Annotated in this window: 13 protein-coding genes; 6 read left to right on the top strand and 7 right to left on the bottom strand. The window is 30.6% G+C overall.

The genetic code is table 11. The annotated features are described in order from the left end of the window. Positions 1–14 precede the first annotated feature (14 nt). Positions 15–467 (bottom strand): GNAT family N-acetyltransferase, encoded by a 453-nt coding sequence (locus H0I28_RS13760; RefSeq protein WP_218759454.1) that lies wholly within the window; start codon positions 465–467, stop codon positions 15–17. Between the two features lie 328 nt (positions 468–795). After that, positions 796–1878 (bottom strand): DNA polymerase IV, encoded by a 1083-nt coding sequence (dinB, locus tag H0I28_RS13765; protein WP_218759455.1) that lies wholly within the window; start codon positions 1876–1878, stop codon positions 796–798. Positions 1879–2190: 312 nt separating this feature from the next. Here dinB and H0I28_RS13770 point away from each other — a divergent pair, with 312 nt between their 5' ends. From H0I28_RS13770 to H0I28_RS13790, 5 genes are all read left to right on the top strand, one after another. Beyond that, the gene (locus H0I28_RS13770) at positions 2191–2520 is read left to right on the top strand and encodes an iron-sulfur cluster assembly accessory protein (RefSeq protein WP_165731437.1); all 330 of its coding nucleotides are present in this window, start codon (positions 2191–2193) and stop codon (positions 2518–2520) included. Positions 2521–2535: 15 nt separating this feature from the next. Continuing rightward, positions 2536–3984, top strand: a complete 1449-nt coding sequence (gene sufB, locus H0I28_RS13775; protein ID WP_218732029.1) for a Fe-S cluster assembly protein SufB — start codon at positions 2536–2538, stop codon at positions 3982–3984. Positions 3985–4062: 78 nt separating this feature from the next. Continuing rightward, positions 4063–4812 carry a Fe-S cluster assembly ATPase SufC gene (sufC, locus tag H0I28_RS13780; RefSeq protein WP_165731435.1) on the top strand — a complete coding sequence of 250 codons (750 nt, stop codon included), beginning with the start codon at positions 4063–4065 and terminating at the stop codon, positions 4810–4812. Between the two features lie 133 nt (positions 4813–4945). Beyond that, positions 4946–6259, top strand: coding sequence for a Fe-S cluster assembly protein SufD (gene sufD / locus H0I28_RS13785; RefSeq protein WP_218732031.1), 1314 nt, complete (start codon positions 4946–4948; stop codon positions 6257–6259). 95 nt (positions 6260–6354) lie between these two features. After that, on the top strand, positions 6355–6558 hold the full coding sequence (locus H0I28_RS13790) for a hypothetical protein (RefSeq protein ID WP_218732032.1): 204 nt from the start codon (positions 6355–6357) through the stop codon (positions 6556–6558). Positions 6559–6632: 74 nt separating this feature from the next. Here H0I28_RS13790 and H0I28_RS13795 read toward each other — a convergent pair whose 3' ends face one another. The 3 genes from H0I28_RS13795 to H0I28_RS13805 are packed head-to-tail and all read right to left on the bottom strand — an operon-like array spanning position 6633 to position 10826. Then, positions 6633–8282, bottom strand: a complete 1650-nt coding sequence (locus H0I28_RS13795; protein WP_218759456.1) for a hypothetical protein — start codon at positions 8280–8282, stop codon at positions 6633–6635. A gap of 17 nt (positions 8283–8299) precedes the next feature. Next, on the bottom strand, positions 8300–9460 hold the full coding sequence (locus tag H0I28_RS13800) for an ATP-binding cassette domain-containing protein (protein ID WP_218759457.1): 1161 nt from the start codon (positions 9458–9460) through the stop codon (positions 8300–8302). 46 nt (positions 9461–9506) lie between these two features. Beyond that, positions 9507–10826, bottom strand: coding sequence for a serine hydrolase (locus H0I28_RS13805; RefSeq protein ID WP_218759458.1), 1320 nt, complete (start codon positions 10824–10826; stop codon positions 9507–9509). A gap of 99 nt (positions 10827–10925) precedes the next feature. On the opposite strand from H0I28_RS13805, the gene H0I28_RS13810 reads away from it, so the two are divergent. Further along, on the top strand, positions 10926–12140 hold the full coding sequence (locus tag H0I28_RS13810) for an aminotransferase class V-fold PLP-dependent enzyme (protein ID WP_302850260.1): 1215 nt from the start codon (positions 10926–10928) through the stop codon (positions 12138–12140). A gap of 81 nt (positions 12141–12221) precedes the next feature. Here the strand turns inward: H0I28_RS13810 and H0I28_RS13815 are convergent, their stop codons facing one another. Together H0I28_RS13815 and H0I28_RS13820 are read right to left on the bottom strand one after the other, a co-directional pair. Beyond that, the gene (locus H0I28_RS13815; RefSeq protein WP_218759459.1) at positions 12222–13718 is read right to left on the bottom strand and encodes a G-D-S-L family lipolytic protein; all 1497 of its coding nucleotides are present in this window, start codon (positions 13716–13718) and stop codon (positions 12222–12224) included. A 13-nt stretch (positions 13719–13731) separates the two neighbouring features. Next, positions 13732–16392: a TonB-dependent receptor gene (locus H0I28_RS13820; RefSeq protein ID WP_218732038.1), complete on the bottom strand. Its 2661-nt coding sequence runs from the start codon at positions 16390–16392 to the stop codon at positions 13732–13734. Positions 16393–16451: the final 59 nt, after the last annotated feature.

Genomic DNA, 16451 nt, shown 5'->3' on the forward strand with positions numbered 1-16451 from the left:
TAATCTATTGACTTTTACAATGCTTTTTCAAAACAAACACTATTTTCCATTTCTTTATACTGTCCATAATTTTCAATCACTTTGTAATTGCATTTCTGATAGAATTTAACAGCCTCTACTTGTCTTTTTCCAGTTTCTAATACACATTTTTTACACCCTAATTCTTTTGCCCAAGTTTCTAATTCTTGTAATACTTTTTGTGCTACTCCTTTTCCTCTATCATCCTTAGAAACAAACATTCTTTTTACCTCTACAGAAGTATTATCAAACTTTTTAATTGCTCCGCAGCCAACTGCTTTTTTATCAACAGAAACAACCACCACATTCTTTAAAACATCTATATTATTAAACTGATTGTAAAAAGCATGTTCCTCTCCATCCGTAATTTTTAGATATGCGTCTAATTCTTTTACCAAATTGATAAAATCTCTGTCTTCTGAATTTGTTCTAATAATGTCTATTTTCATTTTTAATGTTATTTATGTCATTCTAAGACCCAATAAAAAAATTGACCAGAAATAATAACGTACAATTTAGTCCTTTCTCTGATAAGCCTCGTAGTATTTCTTTCAGTTTTGTCATTTCAACTTTTTGAGAGAAATCACATAAAGTTACTCAGTTTTGTGCTTTTACGGTTATGAGATTTCTCCTATCGTCGAAATGACAATTGGAGGTATTATTAATCCTTTCCATTTTTAGGCAGGTCTACGGAAATTGAACTCTTCATAATTTAAATTAACAGATTACTAAGTAATGCTTACCATAATTTTGTAGCATACAAAAAGAAGCTTAGCGTCAGAACTCGAACTTTAATTGTACCCAAACAGGTTCTTTATTTTCGGTGTTTAAATTACCAAAAGATAAACCTAATAAACGTACCGAATTGGTAATTTTATCTTGAAACAACAACTCTTTTACTACAGGAAAAAATTCGTTTTTAGTTTGCATAAAATAATCTTTAGTTTTACTTCTTGTCTGTTGTGTAAAATCTGAATATTTAATTTTTAAAGTGATTGTTTTTCCTTTTGTATCCGTTTTTTTCATGCGTTTTTCTAACTCATCTGCAATTTTCTCTAACTTTTCTATCATAAATATTTCCGAAGAAATGTTTTCACTAAAAGTCCTTTCTGCAGCAACAGATTTCCGAATTCTGTTTGGTTTTACTGCGCTATTATGAATTCCGCGAACAATATTATAATAATGAGCACCCGATTTCCCGAAAAATTTAATCAGTTCTTCTAAAGTTTTTTTCTTTAAATCGTTCCCAACAAATATGCCTAAGTTATACATTTTAGCTGCAGTAACTTTACCAACTCCGTAAAATTTATTGACAGGTAATTCTTCTAAAAATTGAATAACCTCATCTGGATGCACTGTTTTTTGTCCGTTTGGTTTGTTAATATCAGACGCTACTTTTGCAATAAATTTGTTTATCGAAATTCCTGCGGATGCTCTTAAACCTGTTTCTTCGAAAATACGATCTCTAATTTCTTTAGCAATGGTATTTGCAGACGGATTTCCTTTTTTATTTTCCGTAACATCCAAATAAGCTTCATCTAAAGAAAGCGGCTCTACCAAATCTGTATACTCGTAAAAAATATCTCTAACTTTTTGTGATATTTCTTTATAGCGAGGAAAATCGCTATTTACAAAGATTAAATGCGGACATTTTTGTTTTGCTAAAGTGCCGCTCATTGCAGATTTTACACCAAATTTACGAGCTTCATAACTTGCTGCAGAAATAACACCTCTTCTGCCTTCTCCACCAACAGCGATTGCCTTTCCTCGTAATTCAGGGTTGTCTAATTCTGCTACAGACGCATAAAATGCATCCATATCTACATGAATTATTTTTCTAAAAGGTGGTTGCAATTCCATGTTTCGAAAATACAAAATGAGTTATCAATCTATCAATATTTTGTTATAATATTCATAATTCATTTTAAAGAGTTTTATCAACAATAAAAACTGTTATAACATTAATTTACATCAACGGGTATTTAATATTTTCACACAATCTGTAAAAGTATAGGATCAATCTAAAATAATATCGTGGTCTATAAAATGGTCACTTAAAAGAACAATCAATAAAACCAATTGTTTAATTGGGTTTGTTAATGAAAGTTTGTTATTTTTCTTCGACTTATATCGTATATTTGCAGACAATTTAGATTTAATCTATTTAAAATTATGATAAAAGTTTCAGACACAGCAAAGAAGAAAGTCATAGAATTAATGACTGACGATGGCTTTAATGCAGTAACCGATTTTGTACGCGTTGGTGTAAAAAGTGGTGGTTGTTCAGGTTTATCTTACGATTTAACTTTTGATAACAAACAAGAAGAAAACGATAAAGTTTTTATAGAGAATGATGTAAAAATCATTGTTGATAAAAAAAGCTTTTTATATTTAGTAGGAACAACCTTAGAATATTCTGGAGGTTTAAACGGAAAAGGATTTGTTTTTAACAACCCAAACGCAAATAGAACTTGTGGTTGTGGAGAATCATTCTCACTTTAAAAATTTAAGAAAAAGATGTCAAAGTACACAGAGGAGCAGCTAGAAGAAGAATTAAAAACCCAAGAATATAAATACGGTTTTTATACAGATATAGAAAGTGACACATTTCCCATAGGATTAAGTGAAGATGTTGTTCGCGCAATTTCTAAAAAGAAAAACGAGCCAGAATGGATGACTGAATGGCGTTTAGAAGCTTATAGAGTTTGGGAAAAAATGGAAGAACCAGAATGGGCAAATGTACATTATGAGAAACCAAAGTTTCAGGACATAGCTTATTATTCTGCGCCAAAAAAGAAACCACAGTTAAACTCTTTAGATGAAGTAGATCCAGAATTATTAGACACTTTTAAGCGTTTAGGAATCTCTCTAGATGAGCAAAAAAAATTAGCTAATGTAGCTGTAGATATTGTAATGGACTCTGTTTCTGTTGCGACTACTTTTAAGAAAACATTAGGTGAAAAGGGTATTATTTTTATGCCTATTTCTGAAGCAATTCAGGAACACCCAGAATTGGTTAAAAAGTATTTAGGAACCGTTGTACCAACAACAGACAACTTTTATGCAGCATTAAATTCTGCAGTTTTTTCTGATGGATCTTTTTGTTACATTCCAAAAGGAGTAAAATGTCCGATGGAACTTTCTACCTATTTTAGAATTAATGAAGGTGGAACAGGACAATTTGAAAGAACACTAGTTGTTGCAGATAAAGGTAGTTATGTTTCTTATTTAGAAGGTTGTACTGCACCAAGTAGAGATGAAAACCAATTACACGCAGCTGTTGTAGAATTAATTGCATTAGATGATGCAGAAATTAAATATTCTACCGTACAAAACTGGTATCCTGGTAATAAAGAAGGAAAAGGTGGAGTTTACAATTTTGTAACGAAAAGAGGTATTTGCGAGAACAATGCAAAAATTTCTTGGACACAAGTAGAAACTGGTTCTGCTGTAACATGGAAATATCCTTCTTGTATTTTAAAAGGAAATAACTCTGTAGGTGAATTTTATTCTATTGCAGTTACTAATAATTTTCAACAAGCAGATACCGGAACAAAAATGATTCACTTGGGTAAAAACACCAAGTCTACCATTATTTCTAAAGGAATTTCTGCAGGTAATTCTCAAAACTCTTACAGAGGTTTGGTACATATTGGAGCAAGAGCAGAAAACGCTCGTAACTTCTCACAATGTGATTCTTTATTAATGGGTAATGCTTGTGGAGCACACACGTTCCCTTATATAGAGGCTAAGAATAAATCGGCACAAATAGAACACGAAGCAACTACAAGTAAAATTGGTGAAGAACAATTGTTTTACTGTAACCAACGTGGTATAGATACAGAAAAAGCAATCGCTTTAATTGTAAACGGATTTAGTAAAGAGGTACTAAATAAGTTACCTATGGAATTTGCTGTAGAAGCTCAGAAATTACTTGAGATCAGTTTAGAAGGAAGTGTTGGATAATTAATTACCAACCATAAAATATATAATTATTAAAATAATGCTTCTAGCCAAAAGCTAAAAGCCAATAGCATAAAAAGGATGTTAAAAATAGAAAATTTACAAGCGAGTATTGATAATAAATCAATTTTAAAAGGATTGAATTTAGAAGTAAAAGCAGGTGAAGTACATGCCATAATGGGACCTAATGGTGCTGGTAAAAGTACTTTAGCTAATATTATTGCCGGTAAAGAAGATTATGAAGTTACTGCTGGTACAATTGAGTTAAATGGTGAAGATATTAGCGAATTAGCACCAGAAGAAAGAGCACATAACGGTGTGTTTTTATCTTTTCAGTATCCTGTAGAAATTCCTGGAGTTTCTGTAACAAACTTTATTAAAACTGCTATTAACGAAACTCGTAAAGCAAAAGGTTTAGAAGACATGCCTGCAAAAGACATGTTAAAAATGATCAGAGAAAAATCTGAATTATTAGAAATAGACCGTAAATTTTTATCTCGTTCTTTAAACGAAGGTTTTTCTGGAGGGGAAAAGAAACGTAACGAAATTTTTCAAATGGCAATGTTAGAGCCAAAATTAGCTATTCTAGATGAAACAGATTCTGGTTTAGATATTGATGCTTTACGTATTGTTGCAAACGGAGTAAATAAATTAAAATCTAAAGACAACGCTGTTATTGTAATTACACACTACCAACGTTTATTAGATTATATCGTACCAGATTTTGTACACGTTTTACACGATGGTAAGATAGTAAAAAGTGGAGATGCTTCTTTAGCTTTAGAATTAGAAGCAAAAGGATACGACTGGATTAAACAAGAGCTTGTATAAGTTCACAGTAAAATCAGTAGCAGTTTGCAGTTAGCAACTGTACGTGTAAAATTAGTTAAGAATAAAAATAGTCAGTTATCAATAGTTTTATGAAAATTCATAAACTGAAAACTGAGTACTGAAGACTGAAACAATGGAATTAAAAGATAAAATAGTATCATCTTATGTTGCTTTTGAAAATGATGTAGATATCAATTCAGAAATACATAACATACGTACAAAAGCATTACAAAATTTTGAAACATTAGGGTTTCCTACCAAAAAATTGGAAGAATGGAAATACACTTCTTTAAACTCAATTTTAAAACAAGATTATAGTATTTTCCCTAACAAAGAAAATAACGTTGAATTTGCGGATGTAAAACAGTATTTTATTCATGATATTGACACCTATAAAATTATTTTTATAGACGGAAAATACAGTTCTTTCCTTTCTGATGTAACCCATGATGGAAAAGATATTTGTTTACTTTCTTCAGCAATATCAAAAGCTAAATATAGCCCTGTTATAGAAAACTACTTCAATAAAATTGCAAAACAAGATAATTTAACCTCGTTAAATACTGCGTTTGCCAATGAAGGAGCTTACATTTATATTCCTAGAAATGTAGAAGTAGAAAAGCCTATTCAGATTATTAATTTTACAACAGGTTCGGAAGCTGCTACAATGATACAGCCAAGAAACTTAATTGTTGTAGAAGAAAATGCACACGTTCAAATTATAGAGCGTCACCAAAGTTTAACAGACAACGCTGTGTTGTCTAATGTTGTAACTGAGGTCTTTGCAGCTAAAAACTCTACGGTAGACATTTATAAAATTCAGAATGATAAGATAAATGCTTCTCTAGTAGATAATACTTACATAGAACAAAAAACGAACAGCGTTGTTTCTGTACATACATTCTCTTTTGGAGGAAATATCACCAGAAATAATTTAAATTTCTATCAACGTGGAGAACATATGGACTCTATCTTAAAAGGAATTACAATTATTGAAGGAAAACAACATGTAGATCACCACACTTTGGTACATCATATAGAACCAAATTGTGAATCTCACCAAGATTATAAAGGTATTTTTGACGAGCGCTCTACCGGTGTTTTTAACGGTAAAGTAATTGTAAATAAAGAAGCTCAAAAAACAAATGCATACCAACAAAACAACAATGTTTTAATTAGTGATAAAGCAACGATTAATGCAAAACCACAATTAGAAATTTTTGCTGATGATGTAAAATGTTCTCACGGTTGTACTATTGGTCAATTAGATGATGATGCATTATTTTACATGCAACAACGTGGTATTCCTAAAAAAGAAGGGAAAGCATTGTTAATGTTTGCTTTTGCAAATACGGTTTTAGAAAGCGTTAAAATACCAGAGGTAAAACAACGTATTACCAAATTAATTGCAGAAAAACTAAACGTAAATATTGGTTTCGATTTGTAAATCTTAAAACCACTTTTTATATAAAAAAAACCCACGCAAATTGCGTGGTTTTTTTTATTTATATTTTTTGTAACTTTATAAAAAAACTGAAGATTATGAATAAAACAATTAAAACAGTATTATTAATAGCAGGAGTTGTATTACTTGTTTATGGAACTTACACTATGATTCAGCCAGAAACAGAAGTCTCAATAGGTGATTTAGATTTGATAGAATCTCAAGACAACACCAATTCTTATATCACTATCGCATTAGGTATTGCTGCTGTAGCACTTAGTCTGATAAAAGGTAAAAGTTAATAAACCAACCATTAAATTGTGTTATAAAACCACTTAGAAATAAGTGGTTTTATTCTGTTTTATCATAAAATAGTTTACTCTGGTCTTGCTTTTAATTTTCTGATAAATAAAGAATACACATAGATTGTAATTACACTAACCAACAGTATTACCCAAAAACCATAATTCTGAAACCACGTTTCAAAATTACTTTTATAATTATAATTTTGAGGGTTTAACTCTAAATAAACATCTTTTAAAAATCTAGAATAACTAAAAGCAGCAAACAAAAAGAAGGTTGGTACTGCAAATAAAACTAACGACCAAAAGATAGATATTATCGTTTTTTTCCAATTTAAAATATAAGAAAAAATTGAAAAAACGATAATTAAAAAAGAGATAAACAACATTATAAAGTACTCGTTGTATTTACTATACCCAAACAAATTGCTAGAAGAAGACATTAACCAAACTATTAATACCAAAACAACCAAACTTGCTACAAAACTTAACAATATTGTTTTAATGCTTGTTGTTTTAAATATTAAAATAAGAATGCTTAAACAAAAAGAAAAGGCAATTATAAAATACAAAAAGACAATATTAAAACCAGAAAAATAAGATTCATATACGTTCTTAAAGAAATTATCAGTATCATTAAAATCGAAGTATAAACTCTTAGAGTAAGGGATATCTTTACCCGAAGATAAATTGTTTACTCCATAACCTGTTCTTCCATAATATTCTTCTTTTGGGTTGCTCGTATGTATCAATTCCGTTAAAAGGTAACTTGGTTTATTATCGAGTAATTCAAACCAATTGTCTACTGTTAAGTTATGTTTTATTTCATATTTTTTTGAGATGGAAAGCACCTCATTTAATCCTTCTTTTATTTTAACATCATCTTTATTATTTAATATTTCTTGATAGAAATTAAGCTGATTTTTATAGTCTAAAGAGTCTTGACCATAATTAAATTTCTCTTTTGAATAATTGAATAAAGACGGATTTAAAAACTCTTTAAACTCACTTATATCAATTATAGTTCTATCTTCAAAATTATCAAAATCAATTGCAGATCTAGTTTTGTAAGAGTTGTTCGTTTCTAAATTAGAGTTATTATTGAACTTATAAAACTGTAAAAAATGACCATCCCTTTTAAAAAAAACTTGAGTAGTATCAATATTATCTGTTAAATTCTGATCATAACCTACTGCAACATTTAAAGGAAAAGGTGCCGGATATTCTTTTTTATCTATTTCATATTCATCTTGTTCTTGCATTAAAAACAAACTAAACTTATTAAAAGTCTTAATATCTTTATCTAATTCTTGCCAATTATAAAGAGATCTTGTTTTAATTTTTAAACCTGTTTTAAAAGAATAAAATTGTGTTGTACTTATTAGAATGATGAGAAATACAATACAAAATTGCTGAAAAACCATTCCCTTTTTTATAGAATACAAATTTTTAAAAGCATTGTTTCTTAGGTAAAAAATAATCCAAATTAATAATAGAAAAATAGAAATCAACACGCTGTAATACACGTTAGATGTAAAAAAGAAGAAATCATCTAACTTATAATGTTCTTTTAAGTCTGCTAAACCATTAACGGAAGAAAAGCCTATTAAAAAGAAAAGTAAATGAACAATTATATTTACTCCAAGCATCCAAACTAAACGAGTATTCCAAATTAATGGATAATGCTCTAAAAGATATTTATTTATTTTATTGATGAAATTCATTATTATTGTTTAGATGATTAATACACAAAAAAGCGTCTGGTAGATTTAGAAATATCTCTAATATACGTTACATTTAATTGATGACTTGCAATCGTATTTAGCACATTATTAAATGTAATTTCATCCTTAAAGTACAAGATATAAACACCTCCATTAAACTCTAGCTTTTCTAAATTCAGTTCTTTAAAAACAGTTTCTAATTCTTCTCTAGAGTTGGTTGCATCTAATTCTATAATTAATTGCTTTGCTGTTTTTTCTGCAATATTTAACTCATTAGAAGGTTTACCATTTCTTAAATAAATAACCTCATCAGAAATTTTTTCTACCTCATATAATTGCTGAGAAGAAAATACCATTGCAATTGGGTTTACAGGAGATTTAGACATCATCTTTAAATCTTCTAAGATAATTTGTTGTGCCAAAATATCTAAGTTTGCCAACGGCTCATCTAATAAAATAATTTCTGGCTTGCGTAACATTGTTCTTGCCAACTCAAAACGCATTTTATATCCAGAAGAAAGTTCGCTCCATTTTAAATCTTTGTATTTCCAAAGACCAAACCGGGCAACCATCATTAAAACTAGTAAATCATTTTTTTTACCTTTTACACCATAATGTACCAACGTAAATTTTAAATTATCTAAAACTTTACCATACCAAACAGCCGTTCTTTGCGGTATGTAAACCAATTTAGACAACACATCGTAAGCATCTTTATTTTTTGATGAAAAAGAATACTCTAAACTACCTGCAGATACTTTATTTAAAGAAGCCAACACCGTTAATAACGTTGTTTTTCCATTTCCATTTTCACCAACCAAACCAAAAATATCTCCTTTTTTCAATTCGACATTTACAGGACCTAAAACAAAACGACCTTTGTTATAATCTTTGGTAATATTATCTGCTTTTAAAATTGTTGTACCAACTAAGTTTTTGGTTTCAATTTTTATATTTTTTAATTGATTACAGCATTCTGTAAACAACAAAAGTAATGACGATTTATCATCATTACTTTCATTTTCATATTTTTCTACAAAGTCTAATACTTTGATAAATATTTCTGTAGAATCTGTGTTTAAAGAAGCATCTAAAAGCGTTCTATAACCTAAAGAAAAATCACCTCTCTTAAAATATAAAAGTGCATTCTCTATTAATTCCTCTTGTGTTTGTATCATATTTCTCTGAATTCTAGCAATTTTTCTAATTTAGAAATAATAAAATTTATTTAATTGACTCAATCACACCCTTTAAAAAGGTATTTTCATCAAAATTATTTAAACCAAAACGGACAATTACCATTTCTTGCTCTGGTAAAACATACACTCTTTGTCCTTGAAAGCCATCTGCATAATACATGTTTTTAGGCACGTCCTTAAAATCATTTTCTGCATTTAGCCAAAACTGCGCACCATAAGTTCCGTTAGAACCTGGCGTTGGTGTTGTTATATAATCTACCCATTTTTTTGTAAACAACTCTTCTCCATTCCAATTTCCATTTTTAAGGTATAAAAGACCAAATTTAGACCAATCTCTTGTAGTTGCCCAAGAATAAGAAGAACCTACGTAATTTCCGCTCAAATCGGCTTCTAAGACCATTGAGTTCATCCCTATTTTATCAATAAAGTTGATATACCAAAAGTCTAAATATTCTTGATGCGTTTTAAAGTAAGTTCTTAAAATACCTGATAATAGATTGGAGGTACCAGAAGAGTAATTCCAACTCTCGTTTGGGTTACCAACCAAAGGCTTATTTTCTTGCATCTTGGTCATATCTCTTTCTAGAAACAACATTTTAGTCGCATCAGAAATTTCCGCATAATTCTCATCCCATTCTAAACCAGAATTCATTTGTAATAAATTATTGATGGTAATCTTTTTACGTTCATCATTTTGCCAAGAATCAATTGGAGCTTTGCCAAACACATTAATTCCACCTTGATTTTCCATAATACCAAATACAGTACTTAACAAACTCTTTGTCATAGACCAGCCTAAAAATTTTGACTCTTTATGAAATCCGTCTGCATATTTTTCTGAAACAATTTGATCTTTATAAACAACCAAAACAGCTCTTGTTTTATTGGTAGGATCAAATAATAAATCTACAGATTCATCAATTTTATCATAATCTAAATTTGCAAAAATAGTATCTATTTGTGGGGCATTTCCATAAGGATAAGGTGTATTATTATCTGCTTCTAATCTTTTAGGAACTAAATAATCTGCAGTTTCATCGCTTTCTTCTAAGGTTAAAACAGCTCCTAAACCTTCTCTATAAATAGCTTTTCTACTTAACAAGCCAAAAGCAGAAGACGTTGCATTTTTATTTTCTAAATCAATTGCATCAGAAGCCAAATTAACTGGAGAAAAATTATTGTCTGTAGTGTCTGTAAACTCTAGAGTTCTCTCCGCAACAAAAACAGATGAAGCCATGTTTTTAGCCGAATAACCAGCCAAGAGATTCAATTTTGGATAGTTGTAAATAACAACACCAACTATAGCAATCAATATCAAAAGTAGAATCCGTTTAAAAATTTTCATCAGAAAAGAGTTTAGTTATGTAAAAATAAGAAATTCATATTGTCTTTATTACAAGTTTCAAACTTCATCGGTTATCTTTGTGTTTTAAATTGATTTTGTATGATAAATGTTGATAAAATTAGAGCAGATTTTCCAATTCTAAAAAGAACCGTTCACGGAAAACCTTTAGTCTATTTTGATAATGCTGCTACTTCTCAAACACCACAAGTTGTTATTGATGCAATTGTAGATTATTACAGTAACTACAACGCTAATATTCACAGAGGAGTACATACTTTAAGTCAGGAAGCGACAGATAAATACGAACAAGCACGTATTAAAATTCAGAAACATTTTAATGCAAAAGAAGCGTATGAAATTATTTTAACTGCTGGTACAACAGACAGTATTAATAGAGTTGCTGCTGGTTTTGCATCACTTTTAAACACAGGCGACGAAATTATTGTTTCTGCTTTAGAACACCATTCTAATATTGTGCCTTGGCAAATGTTATGCGAAAAAACAGGTGCTGTTTTAAAGGTAATTCCGATGTTAGAAGATGGTTCTTTAAACATGGAGGCATATCATAATTTATTGAATGATAAAACAAAATTAGTTTTCTGTAACCACGTTTCTAATGCATTGGGAACTATAAACCCAATTGAAGAAATTATTAACGCTGCACATAAGATAAATGCTGCTGTTTTAATTGATGGAGCTCAGGCTACACCCCACATAAAACCAGATGTACAGGCATTAAATGTTGATTTTTATGTGGCTTCTGCTCACAAATTATGTGGTCCAACAGGTGTTGGAATGTTATACGGAAAACAAGAATGGTTAGAAAAACTACCTCCTTACCAAGGTGGTGGAGAAATGATTGCTACCGTAACTTTTGAGAAAACTACGTATGCAGGCTTGCCTCATAAATTTGAAGCAGGAACCCCAAATATTTGTGGAGGAATTGCTTTTGGAGCAGCTATAGATTATCTAAATGCTATTGGTTTTGATGCTATCGCTGAATACGAACATGAGCTTTTAGAGTACGGAACACAAGAACTTTTAAAAATTGAAGGCCTAAAAATTTTCGGAACTACAAAAGACAAAACAGCTGTAATTTCTTTTAATGTAAACGATATTCATCCGTATGATATTGGTTCTATATTAGATAAATTAGGAATTGCTGTAAGAACGGGTCATCATTGTGCACAACCAATTATGGACTTCTATAAAATACCCGGAACTATTAGAGCTTCTTTCTCATTCTATAACACAAAAGAAGAGATTGATGTTTTGGTTAGCGGAGTTAAAAGAGCTGTAATGATGTTATCTTAAAAAGATTGTTAAATAACATAAAAGAGGCTATCTAAAAATATATTTTTAGATAGCCTCTTTTATGTTATTGTAATTATTTTCTTACTTTAAAGTAGGTGAATAATTTGTAGGATAATCATCTGCTTTAGCCAAACCATCTGTTGCTAAAGTAAAATTAGAACCAAATTCTGCATCTATAGACTCCAAAATTTCATTAGCCATTAAAGCATAACCTCTTCCTGTTAAATGTACACCATCTAAACTTATTAAACCACCAGTAACTAGACTTGTATTTAACCTATATTTATCAAAAATAATCCCTTCAGAAGCTTCTTGTAAAAGACCTTTAAAATCTACCAATGCAACATTTTCATTTGTACTTGTTATTGTTTCAATTGTTGTATTATAAGCATCTGTAGCCGTTTTTATTGCTGCTTGCTCCTGTGGTGTTAAAACCCAATTATCTGCTAAAGGAACAGATACTCCGTTAATTAACGATGCATTTCCATTAACTGTAGTACCAATAATAGCAGAACTTGCTAATAATAATAAATCATCTGCAGTTGCTTGTCTATATTTTGGAATTTCTGCAAAAGCTGGGTTTATAGCTCCTAAATCTGTTAAGTCTTCATCTATAATTACTACTGCATTTTGACCAGCCGAAAAACTAATTGTTCTTTTAGCTACCTCATCACCTGTTAATAAGCCAGTTCCGGCTAAAGCTGCCGCAGCTGCTTGTAAACCGCCATTATAAGGCGCATAACCAGCATTTACAACTTCTGCTGTTGCTGCATCTAAAGGAAGAGGGTTATAAGGTACTGTACTAAAATTAGCTAAATCTGTAATATAAGGTACATTTGCAACCACTCCTTTTGCTCCATTTGATGTAAGTGCTGTTACCATACCATTTAACACATTTGCAAAAACAGTTGGATCTGTAATATCTGTTTCTCCATAAGTAGAAGGATCATAATTTCCTGTTTGGTCTACTCCAGAACCTCCAGAAAGTGCATAACCTAAAACATCATTTCCTCCAATTTCTGATAATGTAAAAAACGTTGGTCCTTGGGCTAATGCATCTCCTATAACTGTAGCAGAAGAACTAGATTCCATTCTACCAAAATATGGGTTTAATGTTCCATAACCAGCAACACCTAAATGAAAACTTTTAGCACCAGGCACTCCAAAATTATTAAAAGGACCAGATACTTTAGCTGTTAAAGATGTTGTAGGTAAAACACTTAACCTTGTTGGACCAGCTCCATCAAAATAAAATCTTGGCGGTTGAACTGCTGTTCCGTTAAAAACCAAACCTCCAATATTATCATTCATTAAAGGTTGTTTAAATGAGGTTCCAAATTTTTCTGCTAGAATGTTTGGAAAAGAATTTTCTTGTCCCGCTTTAAACAATGCTCCATCGGTATATCCTGCGGTAAAAGAAGCTCCTATAGAAATGTATGTAGAAAAATCTAATCCATTTTTATTTAACTTTACTAGCTGTTTTACTGGATCTACTATTTCATCTAACTCATTGTTTACATCACAAGATGTAATGCTGAAAGCCAAAAGAAATAATCCTATATATTTATAATTTTTCATAAAGTATTTTATTTTAGTTATTAATTGTCCAAGAAATATAGTATTGAGAACCTATTGCTCCTACACCGGTAGCACCTAAATATTCTTGACCTGTTAAATTTGCTCCACCTAATTTAAATACAGATTTCATTGAAGGAACACTATAATTAACTTGAGCATCTAAAACGGTTCTCGCTTTCATTGTACCATCTAAGAAAGAAGATTCCCATCTATATTCATCTTGCCATCTTGCATTAACATTAAAACCAAAGTTTTTAAATAAGTCTGTTTTACCAAATTGTAATTTTACTTTATGTTCTGGTGTATTAAAACCAGCTTCAAAATCTGGATCTGAAGCTTGATCAAAATCAAATTTTGCATAAGTATAATTAAGACCAAGATTAAAACCTTTTAAAATTTTGGTATTTAAACCAATGGTTGCTCCATAAGAATTAATATCTGCATCAGAATTAGTATACAATTGAAAAACCTTAAATCCGCCGGCAGCATTGTAAGGTACAATTACATTTTTATTGGCTATAAAATCCTCATATTGATTATAATACAAACTTAAATCTACAGTAAGGTTACTTTCATTAACTGGAATAAGCCCCCTATACCCTACTTCAAAAGCGGTTACTTTTTCTGGTTTAACAAAGTCTACCTCTGCTTTTACAGTTCCACCACTTGCAACAGTATAAGAGTTTTCATAAGCATCTCTACCTGTTAACGTATAATTTACACCTGCAGCATCTGTAAAAGTTGTAGTATATCTGTCTATATTATCTTCTACACCACCTACTAAAATTGCGTTACCAACGTCTAAACCAATATATTGATCTTGCGTTGTTGGATTTCTAAATCCTGTTTGAAAAGAAGCTCTAAAGTTTTGATTTTTATTTTCACCACCGGCGTATGCAAATGAAACTCTTGGAGAAAAGTTACCATCAAAATTTTGTGCTTTATCATAACGAATTGAAGCCGTTACCTTTAAACGATCTTCTTCTAAAAATTTCTTTTGAGCTTGTGTATAAACACCATATTCATCATACTTAATAGGCCCGTCTGTATCTGTAAATATATTTCCAAAAGAATTTAAAGAATACCTTCTGTAAGAACCACCTACTTGAATTTCTGCAAAATCTATAACATCTTGAAAATTGTAATTTGCATCTGCATGATATAATTTTGTTTGATCTCTAAACTTTGCACCAGAAATTAAATCAGGATTACTAGTTACTTCATTAAAAGCATTGTTAAACTCTGCAGAACCAGGTAAAAAACGATTTCTATCGGCAAATGCTCTTGCAGCTTCATGAGAACTAGCAGTAACACCAGGTACGCTTCCTAAATAGGCTCCAGCATATTCTGTAAACCAATTTTGGTCTGAACTCCAAGACCTATTAATATTTAAACCTGCAAATAAGGTATTGTAAGAATCTCCAGCATCTTCACTTGTTACATAACCACGAACAAAAAAGTTTTTCCCTTTAAATTCTAATTTATGTTGTTCCAACAAAAAGTTTTTAATACTATATTTTTGACCACCTAAATATTGAGTAGTTCCAACGCCTACTTTAGTATTCCATATCACTTCTAAACGATCATCACCAAATGGTCTATAATTTAATGAACTACCAAACTTTACGCTTTTAACGCCATAGTCCATCAAATCGTTTTCATTATAACCTGTTCTACTTACTTTTCCTATAGCTCCCCCAAAATCATTAGAGGCTACATCTCCATAAACATTAACACCATTATAATTTGGATCTGATCTATCTCCTGATATGTATTCATCACCATCAGTATTTCTATAATCTGTTGCATGCCAATCTTCTCCTTCTAAATAGGATAATGTTGCTTTTGCAGCAAACTTATTAGAAAAAGCATACGCCATTCTAATATTAAAATCATAAAACTCATTATTTCCTGCTGCTTCTTGACTTGTAACACCTCCTTTTAAAGAAACACTAATTCCTTGATCTTCAAAAGGGCTTTTACTAGTCATAAACATAATACCATTAAATGCATTTGCACCATATAATGCAGAGGAAGCTCCTGGTAATAATTCTACTGTTTTTACATCTAGTTCAGACATCCCAAGTAAATTACCCAAAGCAAAATTTAATGCAGGCGAAGAATTGTCCATACCATCTACCAATTGCATAAAACGTGTATTAGAAAAAGTTGCAAAACCACGTGTATTTACAGATTTAAAAGTTAAACTGTTGGTATTTACATCTACTCCTTTTAAGTTTTCTAATCCGTCATAAAAAGAAGGGGAAGAAGTATTTTTAATAGCTCTACTATCCATTCTTTCTATGGTAACCGGAGATTCCATAACACGTTCTGGCGTTCTAGATGCAGAAACTACAATTTCATCTAAAGAAGTTTCATTTTCTATTAAATTAACGATTACTTTTTGGTTGTTTTTTGTAATCTCAACTTTTTCTAAATGAAATCCTAAAACAGAAATTTCTAAAGTAAAGGGAGGATTGTCTGAAACATTAAATACAAATTGACCATCAAAATCTGTAGTTGTACCTACCGCTTTTCTAGCAATTTTAATATTTGCTCCGGGAATTGTTTCTCCTGTTTTAGCGTCTGTAACAGTACCTGTAACCGTGGTTTGACCAACCATGGCTACACTACTAAAAGCTATAAACGCAAGAAGTATAAATTTTTTTATCATAATTTGAATTATTTGTTAGTTAAATGCAAAATACAATATTTTTTGAATAATATAATAAA

The organism is Polaribacter sp. AHE13PA, from assembly GCF_019278505.1.
Classification (GTDB): Bacteria; Bacteroidota; Bacteroidia; order Flavobacteriales; family Flavobacteriaceae; genus Polaribacter.